This is a genomic window from Methylobacterium sp. PvP105 (genome assembly GCF_017876975.1).
GTDB lineage: Bacteria > Pseudomonadota > Alphaproteobacteria > Rhizobiales > Beijerinckiaceae > Methylobacterium > Methylobacterium radiotolerans.
This window is the reverse complement of sequence record NZ_JAGIPA010000001.1, coordinates 4,956,065-4,978,231: the sequence shown is the minus strand read 5'-3', so window position 1 is coordinate 4,978,231 and position 22,167 is coordinate 4,956,065. Positions and strand designations below refer to the sequence as shown.

17 protein-coding genes are annotated in these 22,167 nt (G+C 72.7%); 9 read left to right on the top strand and 8 right to left on the bottom strand.

The features are described from left to right. Positions 1 to 49: 49 nt before the first annotated feature. Both J3A75_RS24325 and chrA read left to right on the top strand, forming a co-directional pair. Positions 50 to 1,222 carry a M20 aminoacylase family protein gene (locus J3A75_RS24325; RefSeq protein ID WP_012320521.1) on the top strand — a complete coding sequence of 391 codons (1,173 nt, stop codon included), beginning with the start codon at positions 50 to 52 and terminating at the stop codon, positions 1,220 to 1,222. Beyond that, positions 1,180 to 2,562, top strand: a complete 1,383-nt coding sequence (chrA, locus tag J3A75_RS24320) for a chromate efflux transporter (RefSeq protein ID WP_024829232.1) — start codon at positions 1,180 to 1,182, stop codon at positions 2,560 to 2,562. The genes J3A75_RS24325 and chrA overlap by 43 nt, the downstream gene beginning before the upstream one ends. Before the next feature lie 37 nt (positions 2,563 to 2,599). On the opposite strand, the gene J3A75_RS24315 is transcribed toward chrA, so the two are convergent. Then, the gene (locus J3A75_RS24315; protein WP_024829233.1) at positions 2,600 to 4,000 is read right to left on the bottom strand and encodes a leucyl aminopeptidase family protein; all 1,401 of its coding nucleotides are present in this window, start codon (positions 3,998 to 4,000) and stop codon (positions 2,600 to 2,602) included. A 126-nt stretch (positions 4,001 to 4,126) separates the two neighbouring features. Between J3A75_RS24315 and J3A75_RS24310 the strand changes: the two genes are divergently transcribed. The 5 genes from J3A75_RS24310 (at position 4,127) to J3A75_RS24290 (ending at position 11,867) form a co-directional block, all read left to right on the top strand. Then, positions 4,127 to 4,945, top strand: coding sequence for a hypothetical protein (locus tag J3A75_RS24310; RefSeq protein ID WP_012320518.1), 819 nt, complete (start codon positions 4,127 to 4,129; stop codon positions 4,943 to 4,945). Positions 4,946 to 5,409: 464 nt separating this feature from the next. Further along, positions 5,410 to 8,109 (top strand): aconitate hydratase AcnA, encoded by a 2,700-nt coding sequence (gene acnA, locus J3A75_RS24305; RefSeq protein ID WP_012320517.1) that lies wholly within the window; start codon positions 5,410 to 5,412, stop codon positions 8,107 to 8,109. 162 nt (positions 8,110 to 8,271) lie between these two features. Continuing rightward, positions 8,272 to 8,958, top strand: a complete 687-nt coding sequence (locus J3A75_RS24300) for a hypothetical protein (RefSeq protein ID WP_012320516.1) — start codon at positions 8,272 to 8,274, stop codon at positions 8,956 to 8,958. A gap of 253 nt (positions 8,959 to 9,211) precedes the next feature. Then, complete coding sequence (locus J3A75_RS24295; protein WP_024829235.1) at positions 9,212 to 10,873, top strand: OFA family MFS transporter; 1,662 nt, start codon at positions 9,212 to 9,214, stop codon at positions 10,871 to 10,873. A gap of 76 nt (positions 10,874 to 10,949) precedes the next feature. Then, positions 10,950 to 11,867, top strand: a complete 918-nt coding sequence (locus J3A75_RS24290; RefSeq protein ID WP_024829236.1) for a LysR family transcriptional regulator — start codon at positions 10,950 to 10,952, stop codon at positions 11,865 to 11,867. 390 nt (positions 11,868 to 12,257) lie between these two features. Here J3A75_RS24290 and rpmG read toward each other — a convergent pair whose 3' ends face one another. The 6 genes from rpmG to J3A75_RS24260 form a co-directional block, all read right to left on the bottom strand. Beyond that, positions 12,258 to 12,425, bottom strand: a complete 168-nt coding sequence (gene rpmG, locus J3A75_RS24285; protein ID WP_012320513.1) for a 50S ribosomal protein L33 — start codon at positions 12,423 to 12,425, stop codon at positions 12,258 to 12,260. A gap of 106 nt (positions 12,426 to 12,531) precedes the next feature. Beyond that, on the bottom strand, positions 12,532 to 13,719 hold the full coding sequence (locus tag J3A75_RS24280; RefSeq protein ID WP_234740692.1) for an MFS transporter: 1,188 nt from the start codon (positions 13,717 to 13,719) through the stop codon (positions 12,532 to 12,534). Beyond that, positions 13,716 to 14,462, bottom strand: a complete 747-nt coding sequence (locus J3A75_RS24275) for an NUDIX hydrolase (protein ID WP_012320511.1) — start codon at positions 14,460 to 14,462, stop codon at positions 13,716 to 13,718. Before J3A75_RS24275 ends, J3A75_RS24280 begins: the two co-directional genes overlap by 4 nt. Further along, a complete protein-coding gene (locus tag J3A75_RS24270; protein ID WP_058606206.1) occupies positions 14,419 to 14,883 on the bottom strand; it encodes a DUF983 domain-containing protein in 465 nt (154 codons plus the stop codon). The genes J3A75_RS24275 and J3A75_RS24270 overlap by 44 nt, the downstream gene beginning before the upstream one ends. Before the next feature lie 23 nt (positions 14,884 to 14,906). Further along, positions 14,907 to 17,228, bottom strand: coding sequence for a ribonuclease R (gene rnr, locus J3A75_RS24265; protein WP_209650792.1), 2,322 nt, complete (start codon positions 17,226 to 17,228; stop codon positions 14,907 to 14,909). A gap of 137 nt (positions 17,229 to 17,365) precedes the next feature. Continuing rightward, entirely contained in the window at positions 17,366 to 17,704 is a 339-nt protein-coding gene (locus tag J3A75_RS24260; protein WP_012320508.1) for a hypothetical protein, read from the bottom strand. A gap of 114 nt (positions 17,705 to 17,818) precedes the next feature. On the opposite strand from J3A75_RS24260, the gene J3A75_RS24255 reads away from it, so the two are divergent. Together J3A75_RS24255 and J3A75_RS24250 are read left to right on the top strand one after the other, a co-directional pair. Continuing rightward, a complete protein-coding gene (locus tag J3A75_RS24255; RefSeq protein WP_209650791.1) occupies positions 17,819 to 20,902 on the top strand; it encodes an FAD-binding and (Fe-S)-binding domain-containing protein in 3,084 nt (1,027 codons plus the stop codon). Positions 20,903 to 20,910: 8 nt separating this feature from the next. Beyond that, on the top strand, positions 20,911 to 21,801 hold the full coding sequence (locus tag J3A75_RS24250; RefSeq protein ID WP_029359585.1) for a ketopantoate reductase family protein: 891 nt from the start codon (positions 20,911 to 20,913) through the stop codon (positions 21,799 to 21,801). Between the two features lie 51 nt (positions 21,802 to 21,852). On the opposite strand, the gene J3A75_RS24245 is transcribed toward J3A75_RS24250, so the two are convergent. Further along, positions 21,853 to 22,167, bottom strand: a complete 315-nt coding sequence (locus tag J3A75_RS24245; protein WP_012320505.1) for a hypothetical protein — start codon at positions 22,165 to 22,167, stop codon at positions 21,853 to 21,855.

Genomic DNA, 22,167 nt, shown 5'->3' with positions numbered 1-22,167 from the left:
GGCTTTGCTGGTCCGACCCACCCGCAAAGGCCACGAGAGCCCCGACCCGATGCCCGTCCTCGAACGGATCCACGCCTTCGCCGACACGATGACGGCGTGGCGGCACGACCTGCACGCCCATCCCGAGCTGCTCTACGACGTCGACCGCACCGCCGGCTTCGTCGCCGAGACGCTGCGGTCCTTCGGCTGCGACGAGGTCGTTACCGGTATCGGCCGCACCGGGGTGGTCGGCGTCATCCGCGGCCGGGGACGCAGCTCGAACCGCGCCATCGGCCTGCGCGCCGACATGGACGCCCTGCCGATCCAGGAGGTGCGCGACCTGCCCTACCGCTCGACCGTGCCGGGCAAGATGCACGCCTGCGGCCACGACGGGCACACCGCCATGCTGCTCGGCGCTGCCAAGTACCTCGCCGAGACCCGGGATTTCGACGGGGCGGCCGTGCTGATCTTCCAGCCCGCCGAGGAGGGCGGCGGCGGCGGCGAGGCGATGGTCGACGACGGCCTGATGGAGCGGTTCGGGGTCGAGTCGGTCTACGGGATGCACAACATTCCCGGCATGGCGGTCGGCACCTTCGCGATCCGGCCGGGGCCGATCATGGCCTCGACCGACCGCTTCACCGTCACGATCGAGGGACGGGGCGGGCACGCGGCCCTGCCGCAGAACGCCGTCGACAGCGTGCTCGTGGCGAGCCACGTCATCATCGCCCTGCAGAGCATCGTGTCGCGCAACCTCGACCCGGTGCAGTCGGCCGTCGTCTCGGTCTGCGCGCTGGAGGCCGGCGAGGCCTTCAACGTGCTTCCGCAGACCGTCACCATGCGGGGCACGATGCGCACCCTGTCCCAGGCCGTGCGCAGCCAGATCAAGGCGCGGATCGAGACCCTGGTGGCCGAGATCGCCGGCGGCTTCGGCGCGCGGGGCCGGGTCGAGTACGGGGCGAGCTACCCGGTGACCGAGAACCATCCCGCCGAGACCGACTTCATGGCCGGCGTCGCCGCGGCGCTGGTGGGTGGGGAGAACGTCGACCGGGCGGTGGCGCCGATGATGACCGCCGAGGACTTCTCCTACATGCTCGGCCGCCGCCCCGGCGCGTACATGTTCATCGGCAACGGCGACAGTGCCTCGCTCCACCACCCGCACTACGACTTCAACGACGCGGCCGCGCCGTACGGGGCTTCCCTGTGGGCGCGCCTGATCGAGACCGGGCTGCCGCGCAGCGCCTGAGCGCGCCGCCCGCCGCCCCGTCGCTGGCCGAGGCCGTCCCGGTCTGGCTGCGGGTGGCGGCGCTCTCCTTCGGCGGGCCGGCCGGGCAGATCGCCGTGATGCACCGCATCCTGGTGGACGAGCGGCGCTGGATCTCGGAGCGGCGCTTCCTGCACGGGCTCGGGTTCTGCACCCTGCTGCCGGGGCCGGAGGCGCAGCAGCTCGCCACCTATATCGGCTGGCTCATGCACGGGCCGGCGGGCGGCCTCGTCGCCGGGGGGCTGTTCGTGCTGCCCGGGCTCCTCGCCCTGATGGCCCTGAGCTGGCTCTACGTGCTCTACGGCCATGTCGACGCGGTCGCCGGGCTGTTCTTCGGCCTCAAGGCGGCGGTGCTCGCCATCGTGCTGCACGCCCTGTGGCGGCTCGGCGGCCGCGCCCTGCGTGACCGGACGGACCGGCTCGTGGCCCTCGCGGCCTTCGTGGCGATCTTCGCCCTCGCGGTGCCGTTCCCGCTGGTCGTGGTCGCCGCCGGCGCGCTCGGCCTCGCCCGCGGCCGGCGCCCGGCCGCCGAGCGCGCGGTGGATCCGGCGGAGGAGGCGGACGTCCTGATCGGCGAGGCGGCGCTGCCGCGGGAGCGCGTCGGCGCCGCGTCCTCGCTGCGGACGGCCGCGCTCTGGCTCGCGGTCTGGCTCCTGCCGGTGGCGGCGCTGCTGGTCCTGCCCGGCGTGCCGCCGGTCTTCGGGCAGGTGGCGCTGTTCTTCTCCAAGATGGCCCTCGTGACCTTCGGGGGCGCCTACGCGGCGCTCGCCTACGTGGCGCAGCAGGCCGTGGAGCAGTTCGGCTGGCTGAAGCCCGGCGAGATGCTCGACGGACTCGGGCTCGCCGAGACCACGCCCGGCCCGCTGATCATGGTGCTCCAGTTCGTGGGCTTCCTGGCGGGCTTCCGGGCGCCCGGCGCCCTGCCGCCGCTGCTCGCCGGGACGCTCGCCGGGCTGCTGACGACCTGGGTCACCTTCGTGCCGTGCTTCCTGTGGATCTTCGCCGGCGCGCCGCTGATCGGGCGCCTGCGCGGCAGCCGCCGGCTGGCCGGCGCCCTCTCGGCGATCACCGCCGCGGTGGCGGGCGTGATCCTCAACCTCGCGGTGTGGTTCGGGCTGCGGACGCTGTTCGCCCAGGTCGAGACGGTGCCGCTCGGGCCGCTCAGGCTCGACCTGCCGGTGCCGGGCAGCCTGGACCCGGCCGCCCTGCTGCTGACCCTGGCGGCGATCCTCGCGGTCTTCCGGTTCGGGCTCGGGACGCTCCAGACCCTGGCGCTGTGCGCCGGGGCCGGGATCCTGCTGCGGCAGGCGGGGCTCGTTTGAGCCGCTCCGTCGTCCCGAGCGCAGCGAAGAGCGGCGATCAGCCGCCGTAGCGGGCCTTGAGCAGCGCGTAGGTCAGCCGCGCGGTCTGGACCTCGCCGCCCTCCGGCCGGCCGGGCTTGGTCGAGGGGTTCCAGCCGTAGAGGTCGAAATGGCCGTGCGCCCTCGTGTTGGGCGCGAAGCGGCGCAGGAACAGGGCCGCGGTGATCGCCCCCGCGAACGGCCCGCCGGAGACGTTGTTGAGATCGGCCACCTTGGAGTCGAGCAGGCTCGCGTAGGGCGCGTGCAGCGGCATGCGCCAGACCGGATCGATCGCCGTCCGCCCGGCCCGCGCCACCGCCTCGGCCAGCGCGTCGTCCTCCGTGAAGAAGGCCGGCAGGTCCGGCCCGAGGGCCACCCGGGCCGCACCGGTCAGGGTCGAGAAGTCGAGGATCAGCTCGGGCGCGTCGGCGTCCGCGAGGGCGAGCGCGTCGGCGAGGATCAGCCGGCCCTCCGCGTCGGTGTTGCCGATCTCGACGCTGAGCCCGGCCCGGCTGGGCAGCACGTCGCCGGGGCGGAAGGCGTTGCCCGCGACCGCGTTCTCCACCGCGGGGATCAGCAGGCGCAGGCGCAGGGTCAGGCCCGCGCCCATGACCATGTCGGCGGCGGCCAGCGCCGCGGCGGCGCCGCCCATATCCTTCTTCATCAGCAGCATCGCGGCCGACGGCTTGAGGTCGAGGCCGCCGGTGTCGAAGGCGACGCCCTTGCCGACCAGGGTCACGCGCGGCGCGTCCGCCGGCCCCCAGGTCAGGTCGATCAGCCGCGGTGCCCGGGGCGAGGCGGCGCCGACCGCGTGGATCAGCGGGTACCCCTCGGCGAGGGCCGCGCCCTCCGTCACCGTGACGGTGGCGCCGTGACGGTCGCCGAGTGCCCGGGCAGCCGCCTCGATCTCGGCGGGTCCGAGATCGTTGGCCGGCGTGTTGACGAGATCCCGGCCCAGCGCGACCGCGGCGGCGATCCGCTCGACCTCGGCCGCGTCGATGCCGGCCGGCGCCGCGAGCCGGGCCTTGGTCCCGCCGCCGGACCGGTAGCGGCCGAAGCGGTAGCTCCCCATCAGCCAGGCGAGGGCGGCCTCATGCGGCTCGGCGGCGTTCTCGAGGCGGAAGATCCCCTCCGGCAGCAGCCCCGGCAGCTTGCCGACGAGGAGACGGTCGTAGGCGGCCGCCTCCGGATCGCCGAGGCCGAACAGGACCCGCGCGAGGCTGCCGTCCGGGCCGGGCAGGAGCGCGAGGCTGCCCGCCTTCGGCGTGAAGCCGATGGCCTGGGCGAAGCTCCGCTGGGCCGGCTCCAGGCCGGACTCGACGACCGCCCAATCCCCCGTCGTGACCAGCGTCACCGGTACGGCCTGGGTGTCGCCGGGCAGGAGCCCGCGGGTCGTCGCCGGAATCTCGGCCTGGGTCATGTGCCTCTCGCGTGCCGCCCGGAGCGGCGGCTTAACCGGTGATTAGGGTTAACGCTCTATCACCGGCCGGCCGGGAGCGTGAAGCGCGTGCCATCGCGTCCGGTCCAGATGCCGGCGGAGCGCACCATGATGACGGCCCTGTTCCGGGTCACCCAGTCCCAGGCCCGTGCCGGACGCCGCGCGGCCCTCGCGGCCGCCGTCGCGCTCGGCCTCGCCGGCTGCAACACCGGCTCTCCGGAAACGACCGGCTCGATCGGCCCCCTCGGCGGCCCATCCGCGGCCGCCGCGGCGCCCTCGCGGCAGGACGTCGACCGGCTGGCCGAGCGCTTCAACGCCGACCCCGCCGACGGGCGCACGGCGATGGCCTACGCCCGCGCCCTGCGGGCCACCGATCAGATCAGCCAGGCCTCGGCGGTGCTGCAGCAGGCCGCCCTGCGCAACCCGCGCGACCGGGCCCTTCTCGGCGCCTACGGCAAGTCGCTGGTCGAAGCGGGCCGCTTCCGCGAGGCGATCGACGTGCTGGCCAACGCGCACACCCCCGCCAATCCCGACTGGCGCATCCTGTCGGCGCAGGGCTCGGCCTCCGCCCAGCTCGGCGAGCAGGCCCGCGCGCAGGGCTTCTACGAGGCCGCCCTCAAGATTCGGCCGAACGAGCCCTCGCTCCTGTCCAATCTCGGCCTGTCCTACGCGCTGTCGCGCAACCTCGATCAGGCCGAGCAGACCCTGCGGCTCGCCGCCGACCAGCCCGGCGCCGACGCGCGGGTGCGGGCAAACCTCGCCATGGTCCTGAGCCTCAAGGGCCGCTTCGCCGACGCCGAGGCCGTCCTGCGCCGCGACATGAGCGCCGAGGAGGCGGCCACAAACGTCGCGTCCCTGCGCCGGCTCGCGGCCCAGCCGAACCGGTCGAAGGCGCTGTCCGGCGCGGGCGCGCCGGGGCAGGGGTGATCGGCGACCCGACGGCCGGCCGCGCCGTCATTCCAGGGGGCCGAAGGCGAGGCCGGAGGCCAGGACCAGCGTCGCAGCCGGATCGCCCCGCGCCGGCGACTCTGGGTTCCGGGCTCCGCTGCGCGGCCCCGGAATGACGTTGCACTGCGGCGCGGGGCTGGCCCCGCGGTCACAGGGGACGGCCCGCGCCAGCCGACCGGAGCCGTATCTCTGCGCCCCGCGCCCGACAGGAAAACGCGCCTGTCATGACGACCCGGTAGCGGCCAGATTCGAAAAGTTCTATATCCCTCCGCGGCTGCGCCGCGCGGCATCACGGGCGTCCAAATCGCCCCCGCGCATCGTCCTGCCCGGGCACTCCCGGGGCGGCGCGCGCCCGTCGGGCGCTACACAGGCCGAACACAGATCTCGTAGCGCAGGTCTTGCCTGCGCGTGTTCGACAACCCGCAGCGAGGATAGAACCAGCCGTGCCCTCACTCGACAGCTTCAAGGCCCGCCAGACGCTCGAAGCCGGCGGCAAGACCTACACCTACTACTCCATTCCCGCGGCCGAGAAGAACGGCCTCGCCTCCGCCGCCGCGCTGCCCTTCTCCATGAAGGTGATCCTGGAGAACCTGCTGCGCTACGAGGACGACCGCTCGGTCAAGAAGGCCGACATCGAGGCCGCCGTCGGCTGGCTCGACCAGAAGGGCAAGGCCGAGGTCGAGATCGCGTTCCGCCCCTCGCGGGTGCTGATGCAGGACTTCACCGGCGTGCCGGCGGTGGTCGACCTCGCCGCCATGCGCGACGCCATGGTGGCGCTCGGCGGCGACCCGCAGAAGATCAACCCGCTGGTGCCGGTCGATCTCGTGATCGACCACTCGGTGATCGTCGACGAGTTCGGCACCCCGAAGGCGCTGGCCGACAACGTCGCCCTGGAATACGAGCGCAACGGCGAGCGCTACACCTTCCTGAAGTGGGGCCAGTCGGCCTTTGACAACTTCTCGGTGGTCCCCCCGGGCACCGGCATCTGCCACCAGGTGAACCTAGAATACCTTGCCCAGACCGTCTGGACGAAGTCGGAGAACGGCGCCGACGTCGCCTATCCCGACTCGCTCGTCGGCACCGATTCGCACACCACCATGGTCAACGGCATGGCCGTGCTGGGCTGGGGCGTCGGCGGTATCGAGGCCGAGGCGGCCATGCTCGGCCAGCCGCTGTCGATGCTGATCCCCGAGGTCGTGGGCTTCAAGCTGTCGGGCAAGCTGCCCGAGGGCACCACCGCCACCGACCTCGTGCTCACCGTCACCCAGATGCTGCGCAAGAAGGGCGTGGTCGGCAAGTTCGTGGAGTTCTACGGCCCCGGCCTCGACGACATGGCCGTCGCCGACCGGGCCACGATCTCCAACATGGCGCCCGAGTACGGCGCGACCTGCGGCTTCTTCCCGGTCGACCAGAAGACCATCGACTTCCTGAAGGTCACCGGCCGCTCCGACGATCGGATCGCCCTGGTCGAGGCCTACGCGAAGGCGCAGGGCATGTGGCGCGACGCCCAGACCCCCGACCCGGTCTTCACCGACACGCTGGAGCTCGACATGGGCGAGGTCCGGCCCTCGCTCGCCGGCCCGAAGCGCCCGCAGGACCGGGTGCTCCTCGACGGCGCCAAGGCGGGCTTCGCCGCTTCCATGGAGACCGAGTTCAAGAAGGCCGCCGACCTCGCCCGCCGCTACCCGGTCGAGGGCACCAACTTCGACATCGGGCACGGCGACGTGGTGATCGCCGCGATCACGAGCTGCACCAACACGTCGAACCCCTCGGTGATGATCGGCGCGGGGCTGCTGGCCCGCAACGCCGTCGCCAAGGGCCTGCGCTCCAAGCCCTGGGTGAAGACCTCGCTCGCGCCCGGATCGCAGGTGGTCGGCGAGTACCTGGAGAAGTCCGGCCTGCAGGAGCCGCTGGACGCGCTCGGCTTCAACCTCGTGGGCTTCGGCTGCACGACCTGCATCGGCAATTCCGGCCCGCTGCCGGAGGCGATCTCGAAGGCGATCAACGACAACGACGTCGTCGCCGCGGCGGTGCTCTCGGGCAACCGCAACTTCGAGGGCCGCGTGAACCCCGACGTGCGGGCGAACTACCTCGCCTCGCCGCCGCTGGTCGTCGCCTACGCGCTCGCCGGCTCGCTCCAGATCGACATCACCACCGAGCCGCTGGGCCAGGGATCCGACGGCAAGCCGGTCTACCTGAGGGACATCTGGCCGTCCTCGGCCGAGGTGCAGCAGTTCATCGAGGAGAACATCACCTCGGCGCTGTTCAAGTCCCGCTACGCGGACGTGTTCGGCGGCGACCAGAACTGGAAGGACGTCGAGGTCACCGAGGCCGAGACCTTCGCGTGGAACCCGGGCTCCACCTACGTGCAGAACCCGCCCTACTTCGTCGGCATGGAGAAGACCCCGAAGCCGGTCGAGGACATCGAGGGCGCGCGCATCCTCGGCCTGTTCCTCGACTCGATCACCACCGACCACATCTCGCCGGCGGGCAACATCCGCGCGGCGTCGCCGGCCGGCGAGTACCTGCAGTCGCACCAGGTGCGCGTGCAGGACTTCAACCAGTACGGCACGCGGCGCGGCAACCACGAGGTGATGATGCGGGGCACCTTCGCCAACATCCGCATCAAGAACCAGATGGTGAAGGACGCCTCCGGCGGCGTGGTCGAGGGCGGGTGGACGCACTTCCAGCCGTCCGGCGAGAAGATGTTCATCTACGACGCGGCGATGAAGTACGCCGAGCAGGGCACGCCGCTCGTCATCTTCGCCGGCAAGGAGTACGGCACCGGCTCGTCGCGCGACTGGGCGGCCAAGGGCACGAAGCTGCTCGGCGTCCGCGCCGTGGTGGCCGAGAGCTTCGAGCGCATCCACCGCTCGAACCTCGTCGGGATGGGCGTGGTGCCGCTGGTCTTCCAGGGCGACACGAGCTGGCAGTCGCTGGGCCTGAAGGGTGACGAGACCGTCACCATCAAGGGCCTCGCCGGGGAGCTGAAGCCCCGCCAGACGCTGACCGCGGAGATCAAGTCCGCCGACGGCTCGGTGAAGCAGGTTCCCCTGACCTGCCGCATCGATACGCTCGACGAGCTCGAGTACTTCCGCAACGGCGGCATCCTGCCCTACGTGCTCCGCTCGCTCGCGGCCTAGCCTCCTGCGGCGGCCCTCGGGCCGCCCGACCGACCCATGAGGCGGCGCTCAACCGGGCGCCGCCTTATTTGTTTCACAGGCCCGGCATTTCGCTTGCGCACAACCTTGTTTCGCGCGCGAGGCGCCCCATAACCCGGCTCCCGAAGCCAGGATGGGACCTCGATGAAGCATCTCAGCAAGACCCTCGCCGCCGCCGGCCTGACAGCCCTGCTGTCGAGCGCGGCCTTCGCCGCGCAGGTCGAGCGCGTCCGCGGGACCGTCGACAAGGCCGACGGCAGCACGCTCACGATCAAGACCGAGGACGGCAAGACCGAGACGGTCGACGTCGCCGGCGCCAAGTTCGCCTGGGTGGTCCCATCCAGCCTCGACGCGATCAAGGACGGCGTCTTCATCGGCACCGCCACCAAGGGCGAGAACCCGATGACCGCCCTGGAGGTCGTGCTCTTCCCCGAGTCCATGCGCGGCACGGGCGAGGGCCATTACGGCTGGGACTCGATCACCGACCACACCGCGGGCGCCGGCGCCAAGGTGAAGAGCGCGATGACCAACGGCACCGTGAAGGCCGAGTCGTCGAACGCCCCGAAAGTGAAGAGCGCGATGACCAACGGCACCGTGAAGGCCGACAAGGCCGCCTCGGGCGGCGAGCGCACCCTGACGGTGAGCTACGGCAAGGATGGATCCAAGGAGATCGTGGTGCCGTCCTCGGCGCCGATCGTCGCCTTCGAGCCCGCCGACAAGGCGATCCTGACGCCCGGCTCCAAGGTCTTCGCCGTGGTCGCCAAGGACGGTCCCAAGGCGGAGGGCAAGCTCGTGGCGGTCGGCAAGGACGGCCTGACCCCGCCGATGTGAGAAGGACCGCGGGGCCGGGCGCCGGACAAGACCGCTGCCCGGCCCCGCGGAGATCTCCGCGCGGTCGGCTGCACGGCAGAGCCGGTTCCCGACCGCGCCTCGCCACCCGTGCACGCGGAATATGCATACAGGCGGCGGCCAACGGGATTAAAAACGCCGGCTCAGCGTGTCGCGCGCTGGCACCCTGCACACAGATCGCGCATGGTCGCCCGCCGAGCGGCCCGCCAACGAGGCCGCGGCGGAGGAGTCCATCATGAGTGCTGGAGTGGCAGGCGCGATCGCGCCTGAGGGAACGCCGAGTCTGCTGTCGCGCGAGCGGATCGTCGCCAAGCCGGGCTTCAATCGCTGGCTGGTGCCGCCGGCGGCCCTGGCGATTCATCTCTGCATCGGGATGGCCTACGGTCTGTCGGTGTTCTGGCTGCCGCTGACCCGGGCGCTCTCCGTGGGCAAGCCGGCGCCCGCCGCCTGCCCCGACATGGGCGTGATGACGGCCCTGTTCACCACCACCTGCGATTGGCGCGTCAGCGACCTCGTCACGGTCTTCTCCATTGGCATCGTCGTGCTCGGCCTCTCGGCCGCGCTGTTCGGCGGCTGGCTGGAGCGGGCGGGCCCGCGCAAGGCCGGCATCGCGGCGGCCCTCTGCTGGGGCGGCGGCTTCCTGATCGGCGCCTTCGGCGTCTACATCCACCAGCTCTGGATCGTCTGGCTCGGCATGGGCCTGATCGGCGGCGTCGGGCTGGGCCTCGGCTACATCTCGCCGGTCTCGACGCTGATCAAGTGGTTCCCGGATCGCCGCGGCATGGCAACCGGCATGGCGATCATGGGCTTCGGCGGCGGCGCGATGATCGGCTCGCCCCTGGCCGACAGCCTGATCAAGGGCTTCCGGACCGCGGATTCGGCCGGCGTCTGGCAGACGCTGGCGGTGATGGGAGTCGGGTACATCCTGTTCATGCTGGGCGGCGCGTTCGGCTACCGGGTGCCGCCGGCCGGCTGGCGGCCGGACGGCTGGACCAGCCCGACTGCCAAGAACGCCATGATCGCCTCGGGGCACGTCCACCTGCGCGACGCCCACAAGACCTTCCAGTTCTGGATGATCTGGCTCGTCCTGTTCCTCAACGTGTCGGCCGGCATCGGCGTGCTGGCCCTGGCCTCGCCGATGCTCCAAGAGATCTTCGGCGGCGAGCTGATCGGCCTGCCCGGCACCGGCTTCTCGGCCCTCGACGCCGGCCAGAAGGCGCAGGTCGCGGCCATCGCGGCCGGCTTCGTCGGCCTGCTGTCCCTGTTCAACATCCTGGGCCGGTTCTTCTGGGCCTCGATGTCGGACCGGATCGGGCGGAAGGGCACCTACGCGATCTTCTTCGCGCTGGGCGGCCTCCTGTACGCGGCGGCGCCCTGGGCCGCCGGCATCGGCTCGCAGGCGCTGTTCGTCGCGATCTTCTGCGTGATCCTGTCCATGTACGGCGGCGGTTTCGCGACGGTGCCGGCCTACCTCGCCGACGTGTTCGGCACGCAGTTCGTGGGCGCGATCCACGGGCGCCTGCTCACCGCGTGGTCGATGGCCGGCATCGTCGGGCCCTTCGTCATCACCAAGATCCGCGAGGCGCAGGTCGCCGCGGGCGTGCAGGGGGCCGATCTCTACGGCCGGACCATGTACGTGCTGGCGAGCTTCCTGGCGGTCGGCTTCCTCTGCAACCTGCTGGTCCGGCCGCTGGCGCAGCGCTGGTTCATGTCCGATTCCGAGCGGGCCTCCCTGGACGTCCGCGCGGGCGCCACGGCCTCGGGACCGTCCGGCTCCTTCGGCATCGGCCGCGGCGGGTTCAGCGCCGGGGCCGCCGTGGCCTGGGCGGTGGTCGGCATCCCGATCGTCTGGGGCATCGGCATCACCCTGTCGAAGGCGTTCATCCTGTTCCGCTGAGCGGGCGCGCTCGGTTGTGGCGGGCACGGCGGGTCGCTAGGTTTCCGGCGCCTCGCCGTGCCGGGATGCCGTCGTCGTGATCGACAAGCTGGACTTCCTGCTCGCGCTCGCCCGCGAGCAGCATTTCGGGCACGCCGCCGAAGCCTGCGGCGTGACCCAGCAGACGCTCTCGGCCGGCGTGAAGCAGCTGGAGAACCGCTTCGGCGTGCAGCTCGTGCTGCGCGGCTCCCGCTTCCAGGGCTTCACCCCCGAGGGCGAGCGGGTCCTGGAATGGGCGCGGCGCATCGTGGCCGACGCGCGGGCCATGCACGAGGAGGTCACCGGCCTGCGCCGGGGCCTGACCGGCCACCTGCGCATCGCCGCCATCCCCACGGCGTTGCCGATGATCGTGAACCTCACGACGCCCTACCGCGAGCGGCACCCGGACGTGCGGCTGACGGTCGAATCCGCCACCTCGGCCGACATTTTCTCGTTGATCGAGAACCTGGAGGCGGATGCGGGCCTGACCTACCTCGACAATGAGCCCCTCGGGCGGGTGATCTCCGTTCCCCTCTACCGGGAGCGCTACCGCCTCGTGACGGCGATCGGCGGCCCGTTCGACGATCGCGCCAACGTCACCTGGGCCGAGACCAGCCGGCTGCCCCTCTGCCTGCTCACGCCGAACATGCAGAACCGGCGGATCATCGACCATCAGATCCGGGAGGCGGGTGCGGATCCCGCCGCGACCCTCGAATCGAACTCGATGATCGTGCTGCTGACCCATGTGCGCACCCTGCGCTGGGCCTCGATCATGCCGGAGATTCTGGTCGACGCCCTCGGCCCCATGGCGGGCGTGCGTAGCCTCCCGATCACCGCGCCGGACCTGGAGCACACGATCGGCCTCGTCGCCCCGCGGCGCGAGCCGTCCACGCCGATGGTCACGGCCCTCGTCTCTATCGCGCGGTCCCTGGCGCGGACGCTCGATCCGGATCTGGCAGCGTCGGGGCCCGCGTGAGCGATCGGCTCCGCGCCCGGACCGGGGCGCGGCGTGCCGGGAGCAATCCGCGAGTCGCACGGAGCGCGTGCACCGGCAGCGTCAGGAGGAGCCAGAGCGCGAGTACCGCCGCGGTGATGAGAAGCGCCAGCAGGATCCGCTGCATCGAACCCGCCCTCCACCTGTCGGGCTGGCCGAACCCGCGGGCCGGTGATCGGCCGGCGAATCGAGCAGCCTCCGGGACGAGCGACGGTTAACGATTCGTGCTGGTGCCAGGCTGTCGGCCGTTCGGGCCGCGGCGCTCCGAGTTCGCCCGGCCGCGGGCGGGATCGCGGTGTCGGGCAAAGAAAAAGCCGCCCCGTGTCGGAGCGGCTTCCCGTCGGCCGTGGGGCCGCGATGCGGCCCGCGGGCTTACTTGATCTTGGTTTCCTTGAACTCGACGTGCTTGCGCGCGACCGGATCGTACTTGCGCATCGTCAGCTTCTCGGTCTGCGTGCGGGAGTTTTTCTTGGTGACGTAGAAGTAGCCCGTGTCGGCGGTGGAGACGAGCTTGATCTTGACGGTGACGGCCTTGGCCATGGCGCGGCGCTCCTGCAGGGTGCGGCATTCCGCGTGAGCGAAACGCAAATGGCCGGGAGGGCCCGGCCGAATACGGGCGGGTGAATGCCCGATCGGGCCCGGCAGGTCAAGAGCGGGCGCGTCGGCGCTCCGTCGCGGCGAGCCAGCCGGCGAAGGCCAGGAACAGGGCGAGCAGCGCCAGCGCGAACCCGTTCGGCGGCACGAGGTCGAGCCCGCCGCCGATCACCGGCGGTCCCAGCATCAGGCCGACATTGTAGAGCACCACGAAGGCCGCGTTGGCGCCCGCGAGGTCGTTCAGCGGCGTGCGGTCGCCCAGCATCGCGAGGCCGACCGTGTAGAGGGTGCCGGCGATGCCGCCCCAGACGAGGAGGAGCAGACCGAACGCCGCCGGATGGCCGGCCGCGAGGGGGATCAGGGCCGAGCCCGCGGCGCCCGCGAGGCCCGCGCCGAGGAGCACCGCGCCCCGGTCGAGGCGGTCGGCGAGCCAGCCGAACGGGATCTGGAACAGGACGTTGCCCAGCGCGATCAGGCTGACGAGGCCGGCCGCCCCCTGCGCGTCGTAGCCGAGGCGCAGGCCGTAGAGCGGCAGGATGGCGAAGATGCCGGTCTCCACCGCCCCGTAGGCCAGGGCCGCCGCCAGGGCGCCGGGGGCGAGCCGGACGTAGCCGAGGATGCCGCGGCCGGAGCCCGTCTCGATCGTCGGGGACAGGCCGCGGGCCAGGGCGATGGGCAGGCCGCCGGCCAGCATGAGGGCGGCCCCCGTCGCGTAGGGCGCCAGCCCCTCGGTGCCGACCAGGGCCAGCAGCAGCGGTCCGACCGCGAAGCCCGCCGCCAGGACGGTGGCGTAGATGCCCATCACCAGACCGCGCCGCTCCGGCGGGGCGGCGGCGTTGATCCAGTACTCGGAGAGGACGAACAGCGCGCCGAGCGTCGCCGAGAAGACGAAGCGCAGGGGGAACCACAGGGCGATGCCCGGCAGGAGCGGGAACAGCGCGAGGCTGACCGCCCCGACGAGGAGCGCCAGCCCGAGCAGCGGGGCGACGCCGACCCGCGCGGCGAGGCGCGGCACGAACGGCACCGTGCAGATGCTGGCGATGCCCGCCACCGCGGTGTTGAGCCCGATCAGCGTGCTCGAGGCGCCGCGACGCTCCATCTCGATCGAGAGGAGCGGGATCGACAGGCTGAGGCCGATGCCGACGACGGTGACGCAGGTCACGGCCGCCGAGATCGCCGCCACCTCCTCCGACCTGATCCCGCGCCGCTGCTCCTGCTCCAATCCGTTGGAACCGCTCACAAGGCCACCCGCTCGCGCCGCCCGTAGCGCTCGTAGTGGAAGGGGATCATCCGGTAGGGCGCGAAATCGGCGGCGATCTGCGCCTCCAGATCGTCCAGGATCGCGCGGGTTATGGTGGGCAGGTCGAGCTTGCGGGCGGCGTCGAGCCTGACCCAGGCGAGCTCGGTGAACTCGGCGTCGGCCTGGACCCGCCCCGGCTCCTCGGCCGCCACCATGCGGCGGTCGACGGTGAAGAAGCGCGTGTCGAAGCGGCGCACCCGCTTCGGCGGGGTGATCGCGCGGGCGACGAGGTGCAGCGCCTCGAGGTCCGGCAGGACGCCGTGCCGCGCGAAGCCTTCCCAGCCCGCCGGAACGTCCTCGGGAGCGCCGTGCTCGGTCGTGCCCAGCAGCAGGCCGGTCTCCTCGTAGGTCTCGCGGATGGCGGCGAGCGCCAGGGCCCGGCCGAGATGGTGCGGGGGCCGGGAGACCTGCCGGGTCAGCGCCGCCTCGGCGTAGTCGGGCAGCGCCCCAGCCACCGGCATGTGGCGGTCGCCGAGCTCGATCCGACCGCCCGGGAAGACGAACTTGCCCGGCATGAAGGCGAGGTTCGGGTTGCGCCGGCCCATCAGGACCTTCGGGCTGCCCCGTCCGCGCCGGTCGATCACGATCATGGTCGCGGCGTCCCGCGGCCGCAGGCGCGCGGCAGCGGCGGGCTTCCGCTCAGGAGCTGTGGCGATCTGGGGCTCCTGCTGCGGCAGCGGCAAGGCGTGTCTCCTCCGGTCCTGGGGCGGGGCGGCTCCGCGGTAGCGTGGCGAAGCCGTGCATGCCAAGGGCGTATTGCAGCCCGACGACGGCGCCCTTCACGGGCTGGAGCAGGACCAGCGCGAAGACCAGGGTGAAGACCGGCCAGACGCCCATCTCGACCCAGAGCGGCACGTCGTAGGCGCTCTCAGTCTCGAGGATCAGGTAGCCGACGATGTGGGCGACGATGAAGATCACCACGTAGGGCGGCAGGTCGTCGGCCCGGTGGTGGTGCAGCTCCAGGCCGCAGACGTCGCATGCCGGCCGCACCTTGAGGAAGCGCCCGAAGATCCGGCCTTGGCCGCAATGCGGGCAGCGGCCGATGAAGCCCCGGGCCATCGCGGGGATCAGGCGGGTGCGCTCGGGTATCGCGTCGGCGGCCATGTCCAGGGTCTACACCGCCCGGGTCAGCGGCGCGAGCCGCGGTGGCGCGACCCGGTGTTGCGGATGCCGGGGGGGCGGCCGGGCGGCGCGGCCTTGAAGGCCCGGCCGCCGGCCTTCTTGCCGGGCCCGGCAGTCCGGCCACCGGAGCGGGTCCGGCCCTCGCTGAGCAGCTCGAAGCGCAACGCCCCGGCCACCGGTGCGGCCTCCACGAGCCGCACTTCGACCCGGTCGCCGAGGCGGAACGTCTCCCCGGTGCGCTCGCCCACCAGGGCGTGGCGGCCCTCCTCGTGGCGGAAATAGTCGGCGCCGAGCTGCGAGACCGGCACGAAGCCGTCCGCGCCGGTCTCGTCGAGCTTGATGAACAGGCCGGCCCGGGTGACGCCGGCGATCTGGCCCGCGAAGGTCGCGCCGACCTGGTCGGCGAGGTGGTGGGCGATGAGCCGGTCGATCGTCTCGCGCTCGGCCGCCATGGCGCGGCGCTCGGCCGCCGAGATCTGCTCGCCGATCTGCGCCAGCTCGCCGAGGGAGACGTCGCTCGCGAGCCCGTCCGATCCGAGCCGGCAGGCGGTGATCAGCGCCCGGTGCACGATCAGGTCGGCGTAGCGCCGGATCGGCGAGGTGAAGTGCGCGTAGCGGCGCAGGTTCAGGCCGAAATGCCCGAGATTCTCGGGGGCGTAGACGGCCTGGGCCTGGCTGCGCAGGATCACCTCGTTGAGGAAGACGCCGTGCTCGGTCTCGGCCGCCGTGGCGAGGATCCGGTTGAACAGGGCGGGGCGCAGCGCCCCTTCCTTGGGCAGCTTGATGCCCACCGAGGCCAGGACCTCGCCGAGCGCCCGCATCTTCTCCAGGGCGGGCTCGTCGTGGACGCGGTAGATCAGGGGCTGTCGGGCCTGCTCCAGGGTCTCGGCGGCGGCGACGTTCGCCTGGATCATGAACTCCTCGATCAGCCGGTGGGCGTCGAGGCGCTCCGGCACGATCACCCGGTCGACCGCGCCCTCGGGCGAGAGCAGGACCTTGCGCTCGGGCAGGTCGAGGGCCAGCGGCCCCCGGCGGTCGCGGGCCGCGCGCAGGGCCGCGTAGGCCGCCCAGAGGGGGCGAAGGGCCGTCTCCAGAAGCGGCCCGGTCGCATCGTCCGGGCGCCCGTCGATGGCGGCCTGCGCCTGCGCGTAGGCGAGCTTCGCGCGGGAGCGCATCATCACCCGGTGGAAGCCGTGGCGGCGCTTCTCGCCGTCGGCGGCGATGACCATCCGCACCGCCAGCGCCGGCCGGTCCTCGCCCTCGCGGAGGGAGCAGAGGTCGTTCGAGATCCGCTCGGGCAGCATCGGCACGACCCGGTCGGGGAAGTAGACCGAGTTGCCCCGTTCCAGGGCCTCGCGGTCGAGGCTGGAGCCCGGCCGGACATAGGCGGCCACGTCCGCGATGGCGACGGTGAGGATGAAGCCGCCGGGATTGGCCGGGTCGGGATCGGCCTCGGCCATGACGGCATCGTCGTGGTCCTTGGCGTCCGGCGGGTCGATGGTCAGGAGGGGCCGGTCGCGCCAGTCCTCGCGGCCCTTCAGCGTGGCGGGCCTGGCGGCGTCGGCCTCCGCCAGGGTCGCGTCGGCGAAGACGTGCGGGATGTTGTGGAGGTGCAGCGCGATCAGGCTCACCGCCTTCTCGGAACCGAGCGAGCCCAATCGCTCGCGCACACGCCCCTTCGGCAGGCCGAACCGGGTCTCGCGCTCCAGCGAGACGCTGACGAGGTCGCCGTCGCGGGCCTGCCCCTCCTCGCCGGGCGGGATCAGGATCTCGCGGCCCTGCGCGCGCTTCTCGACGGGCACGATCCGGCCGCCCTGCGCGCCGGCCCGGTAGACGCCGATGATCTCGGCCTTGTTCTTCCCGATGACCTTGACGACCCGGCCGGCGTAGCCGCCTTCCGCGTCGCGCTCGACCCGGATCAGGGCGCGGTCGCCGATGCCCGGGGCCGGGCGGTTGCCCTTCCGGGGGCCGCGCGGCTGCACCAGAACGATGGCGGGCGGCTTGCCGGTCCCGGTCCACTCCACCGGGATCGCCAGGAAGTCGCCGTGGCGGTCGCGGGAGCGGATGTCGGCCAGCACGACCGGCGGCAGGTGGCCCGCCGGGGCGAGGCCGCCGCGGCCGCGGTCGAGGGCGCCGTCCTCTTCGATCTCCTTCAGGACGCGCTTCAGGTCGATCTTTGCGGCCCCCTTGATGCCGAAGGCCTTGGCGATCTCCCGCTTGCCGACGCACTCCTTCGACTCGGCCACGAAGGCGAGGATCTGCTCACGGGTGGGGAAGGGCTGCGGAGCGGCGGGCTCGGCCGCCGGGGCGGTGGTGCGTCGTGCCAAAAGGGGGGTGCCGGAGAGTTCTGCGATAGACGGGACCCGCGTGCGGGCGCGGGACCGAGGCGTCGGTCCTGTGAGGCTAACATGGGTGTCCGGCCCGCGCGCGGCAACGCCGTGCCGGCACTCCTCAACAGGCGCGATCAGCCGGTCGAGGCGCTCTTGCGGATGCGCGCCACGGCCTGATCCACGTCGAGGCCGGGTGCGAGGAGCTCGTCCAGGGTGAAGGGGCAGGCGCGCGGCAGGGTCAGGTTCACACGGCCCTCCAGCGGCGCGAGTTCCGGGCTCTCCGCCGCCTGGACGGCGAGCGTCCAGGCGCCGTCCATCCGCAGGCTCTCGGGCTCGGGCGGGTCGCCCGCGAGGTCGGCGAGCTTGGCGCGACCCGCGTCGCGGCAGGCGCGGCTCAGGCCGTCATCGGAGAGAAGTGCGGCCTTGATCAGCTCGGCCAGGGCATCCCTGACCCGTTCGACGCTCGCGTTCATGGGCATCCGTCTCGAAGGCCGCGGCCGGTCGCAGGTGCGTGGCAAGCCGGATGCCAGCGCGCCTCGTCCCGTCGCCGATGGTCTCCCGCGATCCGTCGGGTGTAGAAGGCGCGGATGATCCCGGTCCTGACCCGCCACACCGAGGCCGTGCCGCTCTACGCCGCGGCCTGCGCCGAGCTGCGCCTGCGCGGCTTCGAGGGCGACCTGACGCTGTCGGATGCCGACCGCACGGTCTTCTCCACGGACAACTCGATCTACCAAGTCGCGCCCGGGGGCGTGGCGTTTCCGCGCACCCGCGACGACCTCGTGCGCATCGCCAAGCTCCTCGACGACCCGCGCTTTTCCGAGATCGTGATCCGGCCCCGGGGCGGCGCGACCGGCACCAACGGTCAGTCGCTGGGCCACGGCCTCGTGGTCGACACCTCCCGGCACATGAACCGCATCCTGGAGATCGACGTCGTCAACCGCGTCGTCCGGGTCGAGCCGGGGGTGGTGAAGGACCAGCTCAACCGGGAGCTGGCCAAGCACGGCCTATTCTTCGCGCCCGAGCTCTCCACGTCGAACCGCGCCACGATCGGCGGCATGATCTCCACCGATGCCTGCGGGCAGGGCTCATGCCTCTACGGGAAGACCCGGGACCACGTCCTGGCCCTGACCTGCGTGCTCACCGACGGCACGGTCTGGACCGCCGAGCCCCTGGACGCGGAGGGCCTCGCCGCCGCCAAGGGCCGCGACGACCGCGTCGGCGAGATCCACCGCACCGTCGACGCCGTCGTCACCGAGAACGCGGCGCTCATCGCCGAGCGCTTTCCCAAGCTCAACCGCTGCCTCACCGGGTACGACCTCGCGCATCTGCGCGACGCGGCCGGCCGATTCGACCTCAAGAGCGTGATCTGCGGCTCCGAGGGGACGCTGGCGCTGATCGCCGAGGCGCGGCTCAACGTTCTGCCGATCCCGAAGGCCGCGGTCCTGGTCGCGCTGTCCTACGTGGATTTCGACGCGGCGCTCCGCGACGCGCAGGCGCTGCTGCCCTTCGGCGCCGCCTCGGTCGAGACCATCGACTCGACCGTGCTGGCGCTGGCCCGCAAGGACCCGATCTGGGCCGAGGTGCGGGCCTTCTTCCCCGACGACCCGGCCGGGCGACCGGTGGACGGCATCAACCTCGTGGAGTTTGTCGGCGACGACGAGACCGTCGTGGAGGCCGCCCTCGCGCGGCTCACCGGGATGCTGGAGGCCGAGCGCTGCACCGACACCAAGCGCCTCGGCTTCACCATCGCCCGGGGCGAGGCGATCGAGCGGCTCTGGACCATGCGCAAGAAGGCGGTGGGCCTGCTCGGCGCCGCCAAGGGCGACGCGCGCCCGATCCCGTTCGTCGAGGACACGGCGGTCCCGCCGGAGCGGCTCGCCGACTTCATCGCGGAGTTCCGCGCGCTGCTCGACGGCAAGGGGCTCCGCTACGGCATGTTCGGCCACGTCGATGCCGGCGTGCTGCACGTCCGGCCGGCCATCGACCTGAAGGATCCGGCCCAGAACGGCCTGATCCGCGAGGTCACGGAGGGCGTGGTCGCCCTGACCGCCAAGTACGGCGGCCTGCTCTGGGGCGAGCACGGCAAGGGGTTCCGCTCGGAATTCGTGCCGGCGACGTTCGGGCCGCTGATGCCGGCGCTGGAGGCGGTCAAGCGCGCCTTCGACCCGGGCGACCGGATGAACCCGGGCAAGATCGCCTCGGCCAGGGGCGCGGGCCTCACCCGGATCGACGGCGTGCCGCGGCGGGGCGAGCAGGACCGCGCCATCCCGGCGCCGGTCCGGCACGACTTCGACGCGGCGCTCCACTGCAACGGCAACGGCGCCTGCTTCAGCTTCGACGCGGACGAGGCCATGTGCCCGTCCTGGAAGGCGACGCGGGAGCGGCGCCACTCGCCCAAGGGTCGTGCCTCCCTGATGCGCGAGTGGCTGCGCCGCGCGGCGGAAGCCGGGGTCGACCCGGCAGCCGAACTGGCGCGGCAGCGCGCCGGGTGGCTGCGCGACGTGGCGGCGACCCTGCGGAGCCGCCTCCGCGGCCGGTCCGAGGCCGACGACTTCTCCCACGCCGTCAAGGAGGCGATGGACGGCTGCCTCGCCTGCAAGTCATGCACGGGGTCGTGCCCGATCAAGGTCGACGTGCCGACCTTCCGGGCCAAGTTCCTGGCGCTCTACCACACGCGCTACGCGCGGCCGCTGAAGGACCATCTCGTGGCGGCGCTGGAGCCGCTGCTGCCGCTGGCGGCGCGGGCGCCGCGCCTGAGCAACGCGATCCTGGCCAATCCGGTTGCCCGGCTCGCTCTGGCCCGGGCCGGGCTGGTGGCGATCCCGGCCCTGTCGCCGGTCGCTCTCGCGGCGCGGCTGGCGGAAAGCGGCGTCGCCGTCGCGACCTCGGACGCCCTGGCCCGACTGGACGCGCAGGAGCGCGCGCGGTCCGTGCTGGTGGTGCAGGACGCCTTCACCAGCCACTTCGACGCGGCGGTCGTGGCCGACAGCTGCGACCTCCTCGTCGCCCTCGGCTTCCGGCCCTGGCTCGTGCCCTACCGGCCGAACGGCAAGCCGCTGCACGTGCACGGCTTCCTGGCGCGGTTCGCCGCCGTCGCCCGGTCCAACGCCGCGATGCTGCGCGACCTCGCCGGGCACGGCGTGCCCCTGGTCGGGATCGACCCGTCGATGACGCTGACCTACCGGTCGGAGTACGCGCAGGCGCTGGGCGGCGATCTGCCGAAGGTCCACCTCCTGCAGGAGTGGCTCGCCGCCCGGCTCGACCGGATCGCGCCGGGGCAGGGCGGGCGCACGCTGCGGTTGCTGCCGCACTGCACCGAGCGCACAAACGCGCCGGGTGCGGTGCGGGACTGGCAGGCCGTGTTCGCCCATCTCGGCCTGCGGCTCGAGGTGCCGGCCGCCGGCTGCTGCGGCATGGCGGGGACCTACGGGCACGAGGCGCGCCACCGCGCCACCTCCGAGGCGATCTACGGCCTGAGCTGGGCCCGCCACGTCGCCGAGGCGCCCGGCTGCACGCTGCTGGCGGACGGCTATTCCTGCCGCTCGCAGGCCAAGCTGGTCGACGGCGTGCGGCTGCGGCACCCGGCCCAGGCGCTGCTCGAGCATGTCCGTGCGGCCGCGGCGGCCGCCGCGCCGTTCCATCCCGAGCGCGCCGCGGCGGTGGCGCCGTGAGCCCCGCCATGAACGTCGCGGTCGTGGGGGCCGGCGCGGTCGGCTGTTACTACGGATTTCTCCTGGCGCGGGCCGGCCACGCGGTGACGCTGATCGGCCGTCCCGCCCTGGTCGAGGCGGTTGAGAAGGACGGTCTCGTGCTGGAGAGCGCGGCCGGGACGGCCTCGGTGCCCGTCCGGGCGACCGATGCGGGGGCGGGCGTGTCGGGCGCCGACCTCGTGCTGGTCTGCGTGAAGTCGGGCGACACCGAGGCGGCGGGCGCGATGATCGCCCCCCACCTCGATCCGGCCGCCACGGTCCTCAGCCTCCAGAACGGCGTCGACAACGCCGAGCGGCTCGCCGCCGTGCTGGGCCGCCCGGTCGTGCCGGTGGCGGTCTACGTCGCCACCGCGATGGCGGGCCCCGGCCACGTCCGGCACAACGGACGCGGCGACCTGATCCTCGGCGCGTCCGAGACGAGCGCGCGCGTCGCCGCCGCGTTCGCGGCGGCCGGCATCCCGACCACCGTCTCGGCGAAGGCCGTCGACGCGCTCTGGGCGAAGCTGATCATCAACTGCGCCTACAACGCCCTGTCGGCCCTGACGCAGCTGCCCTACGGCCGCCTGGTGGAGGGCGATGGCGTGGCCGCGGTCATCGCCGACGTCGTCCAGGAATGCGCGCGCGTCGCCGAGGCCGAGGGCGTGTCGGTGTCGCCCCGCATCCTCGACGACGTGATGGCGCTCAGCGCCGCCATGGCCGGCCAGCGCTCGTCCACCGCCCAGGACCTGGCCCGCGGCCGGCCGAGCGAGATCGACCACCTCAACGGCACGATCGTGCGCAGGGGCGCGGCGCACGGAATCCCGACGCCGGTCAACCGGCTGCTGCACGCGCTGGTCAAGCTCGCCGAGCGGCGGGACTGAGGTCGTCCTTGCACGGGCATGGACGTCGGCGGCCCGGTCCGCGGCGGGCGGTCACGCCCGCGCGGCGGCGTTGGCCTTGCGGGTCGCGGCGGCCTTCCGGGCGGAGGCGGAGCGCTCCGCGGCCGTCCGCCCGGCCGAGGCCTTGCCGCCGGACGCGCCGCCCTTGTGGGCGGCCGGGTGGCCGGTGGCCTTGCCGCGGCCCGATCCGCCCGGCTTCTTGCCGCCGCCGTCGTCCTTGTTGACGGTGGCCCAGGCCCGGGCCTCCGCCTCCTTCTCCGGCACGCCGCGGGACTCGTACGACTCGGCGATGTGCTCGGCCTTGCGCTTCTGCTTGTCGGTGTATTTCGACTTGTCGCCCTGGGACAT

Excerpts from the sequence above, each read along its gene's own strand:
- J3A75_RS24325 (WP_012320521.1), top strand. The coding sequence starts at position 50 with ATGCCCGTCCTCGAACGGATCCACGCCTTCGCCGACACGATGACGGCG.
- J3A75_RS24315 (WP_024829233.1), bottom strand. The coding sequence starts at position 4,000 with ATGACCCAGGCCGAGATTCCGGCGACGACCCGCGGGCTCCTGCCCGGC.
- J3A75_RS24310 (WP_012320518.1), top strand. The coding sequence starts at position 4,127 with ATGATGACGGCCCTGTTCCGGGTCACCCAGTCCCAGGCCCGTGCCGGA.
- J3A75_RS24300 (WP_012320516.1), top strand. The coding sequence starts at position 8,272 with ATGAAGCATCTCAGCAAGACCCTCGCCGCCGCCGGCCTGACAGCCCTG.
- J3A75_RS24295 (WP_024829235.1), top strand. The coding sequence starts at position 9,212 with ATGAGTGCTGGAGTGGCAGGCGCGATCGCGCCTGAGGGAACGCCGAGT.
- rpmG (WP_012320513.1), bottom strand. The coding sequence starts at position 12,425 with ATGGCCAAGGCCGTCACCGTCAAGATCAAGCTCGTCTCCACCGCCGAC.
- J3A75_RS24270 (WP_058606206.1), bottom strand. The coding sequence starts at position 14,883 with ATGGCCGCCGACGCGATACCCGAGCGCACCCGCCTGATCCCCGCGATG.
- J3A75_RS24260 (WP_012320508.1), bottom strand. The coding sequence starts at position 17,704 with ATGAACGCGAGCGTCGAACGGGTCAGGGATGCCCTGGCCGAGCTGATC.
- J3A75_RS24255 (WP_209650791.1), top strand. The coding sequence starts at position 17,819 with ATGATCCCGGTCCTGACCCGCCACACCGAGGCCGTGCCGCTCTACGCC.
- J3A75_RS24250 (WP_029359585.1), top strand. The coding sequence starts at position 20,911 with ATGAACGTCGCGGTCGTGGGGGCCGGCGCGGTCGGCTGTTACTACGGA.
- J3A75_RS24245 (WP_012320505.1), bottom strand. The coding sequence starts at position 22,167 with ATGTCCCAGGGCGACAAGTCGAAATACACCGACAAGCAGAAGCGCAAG.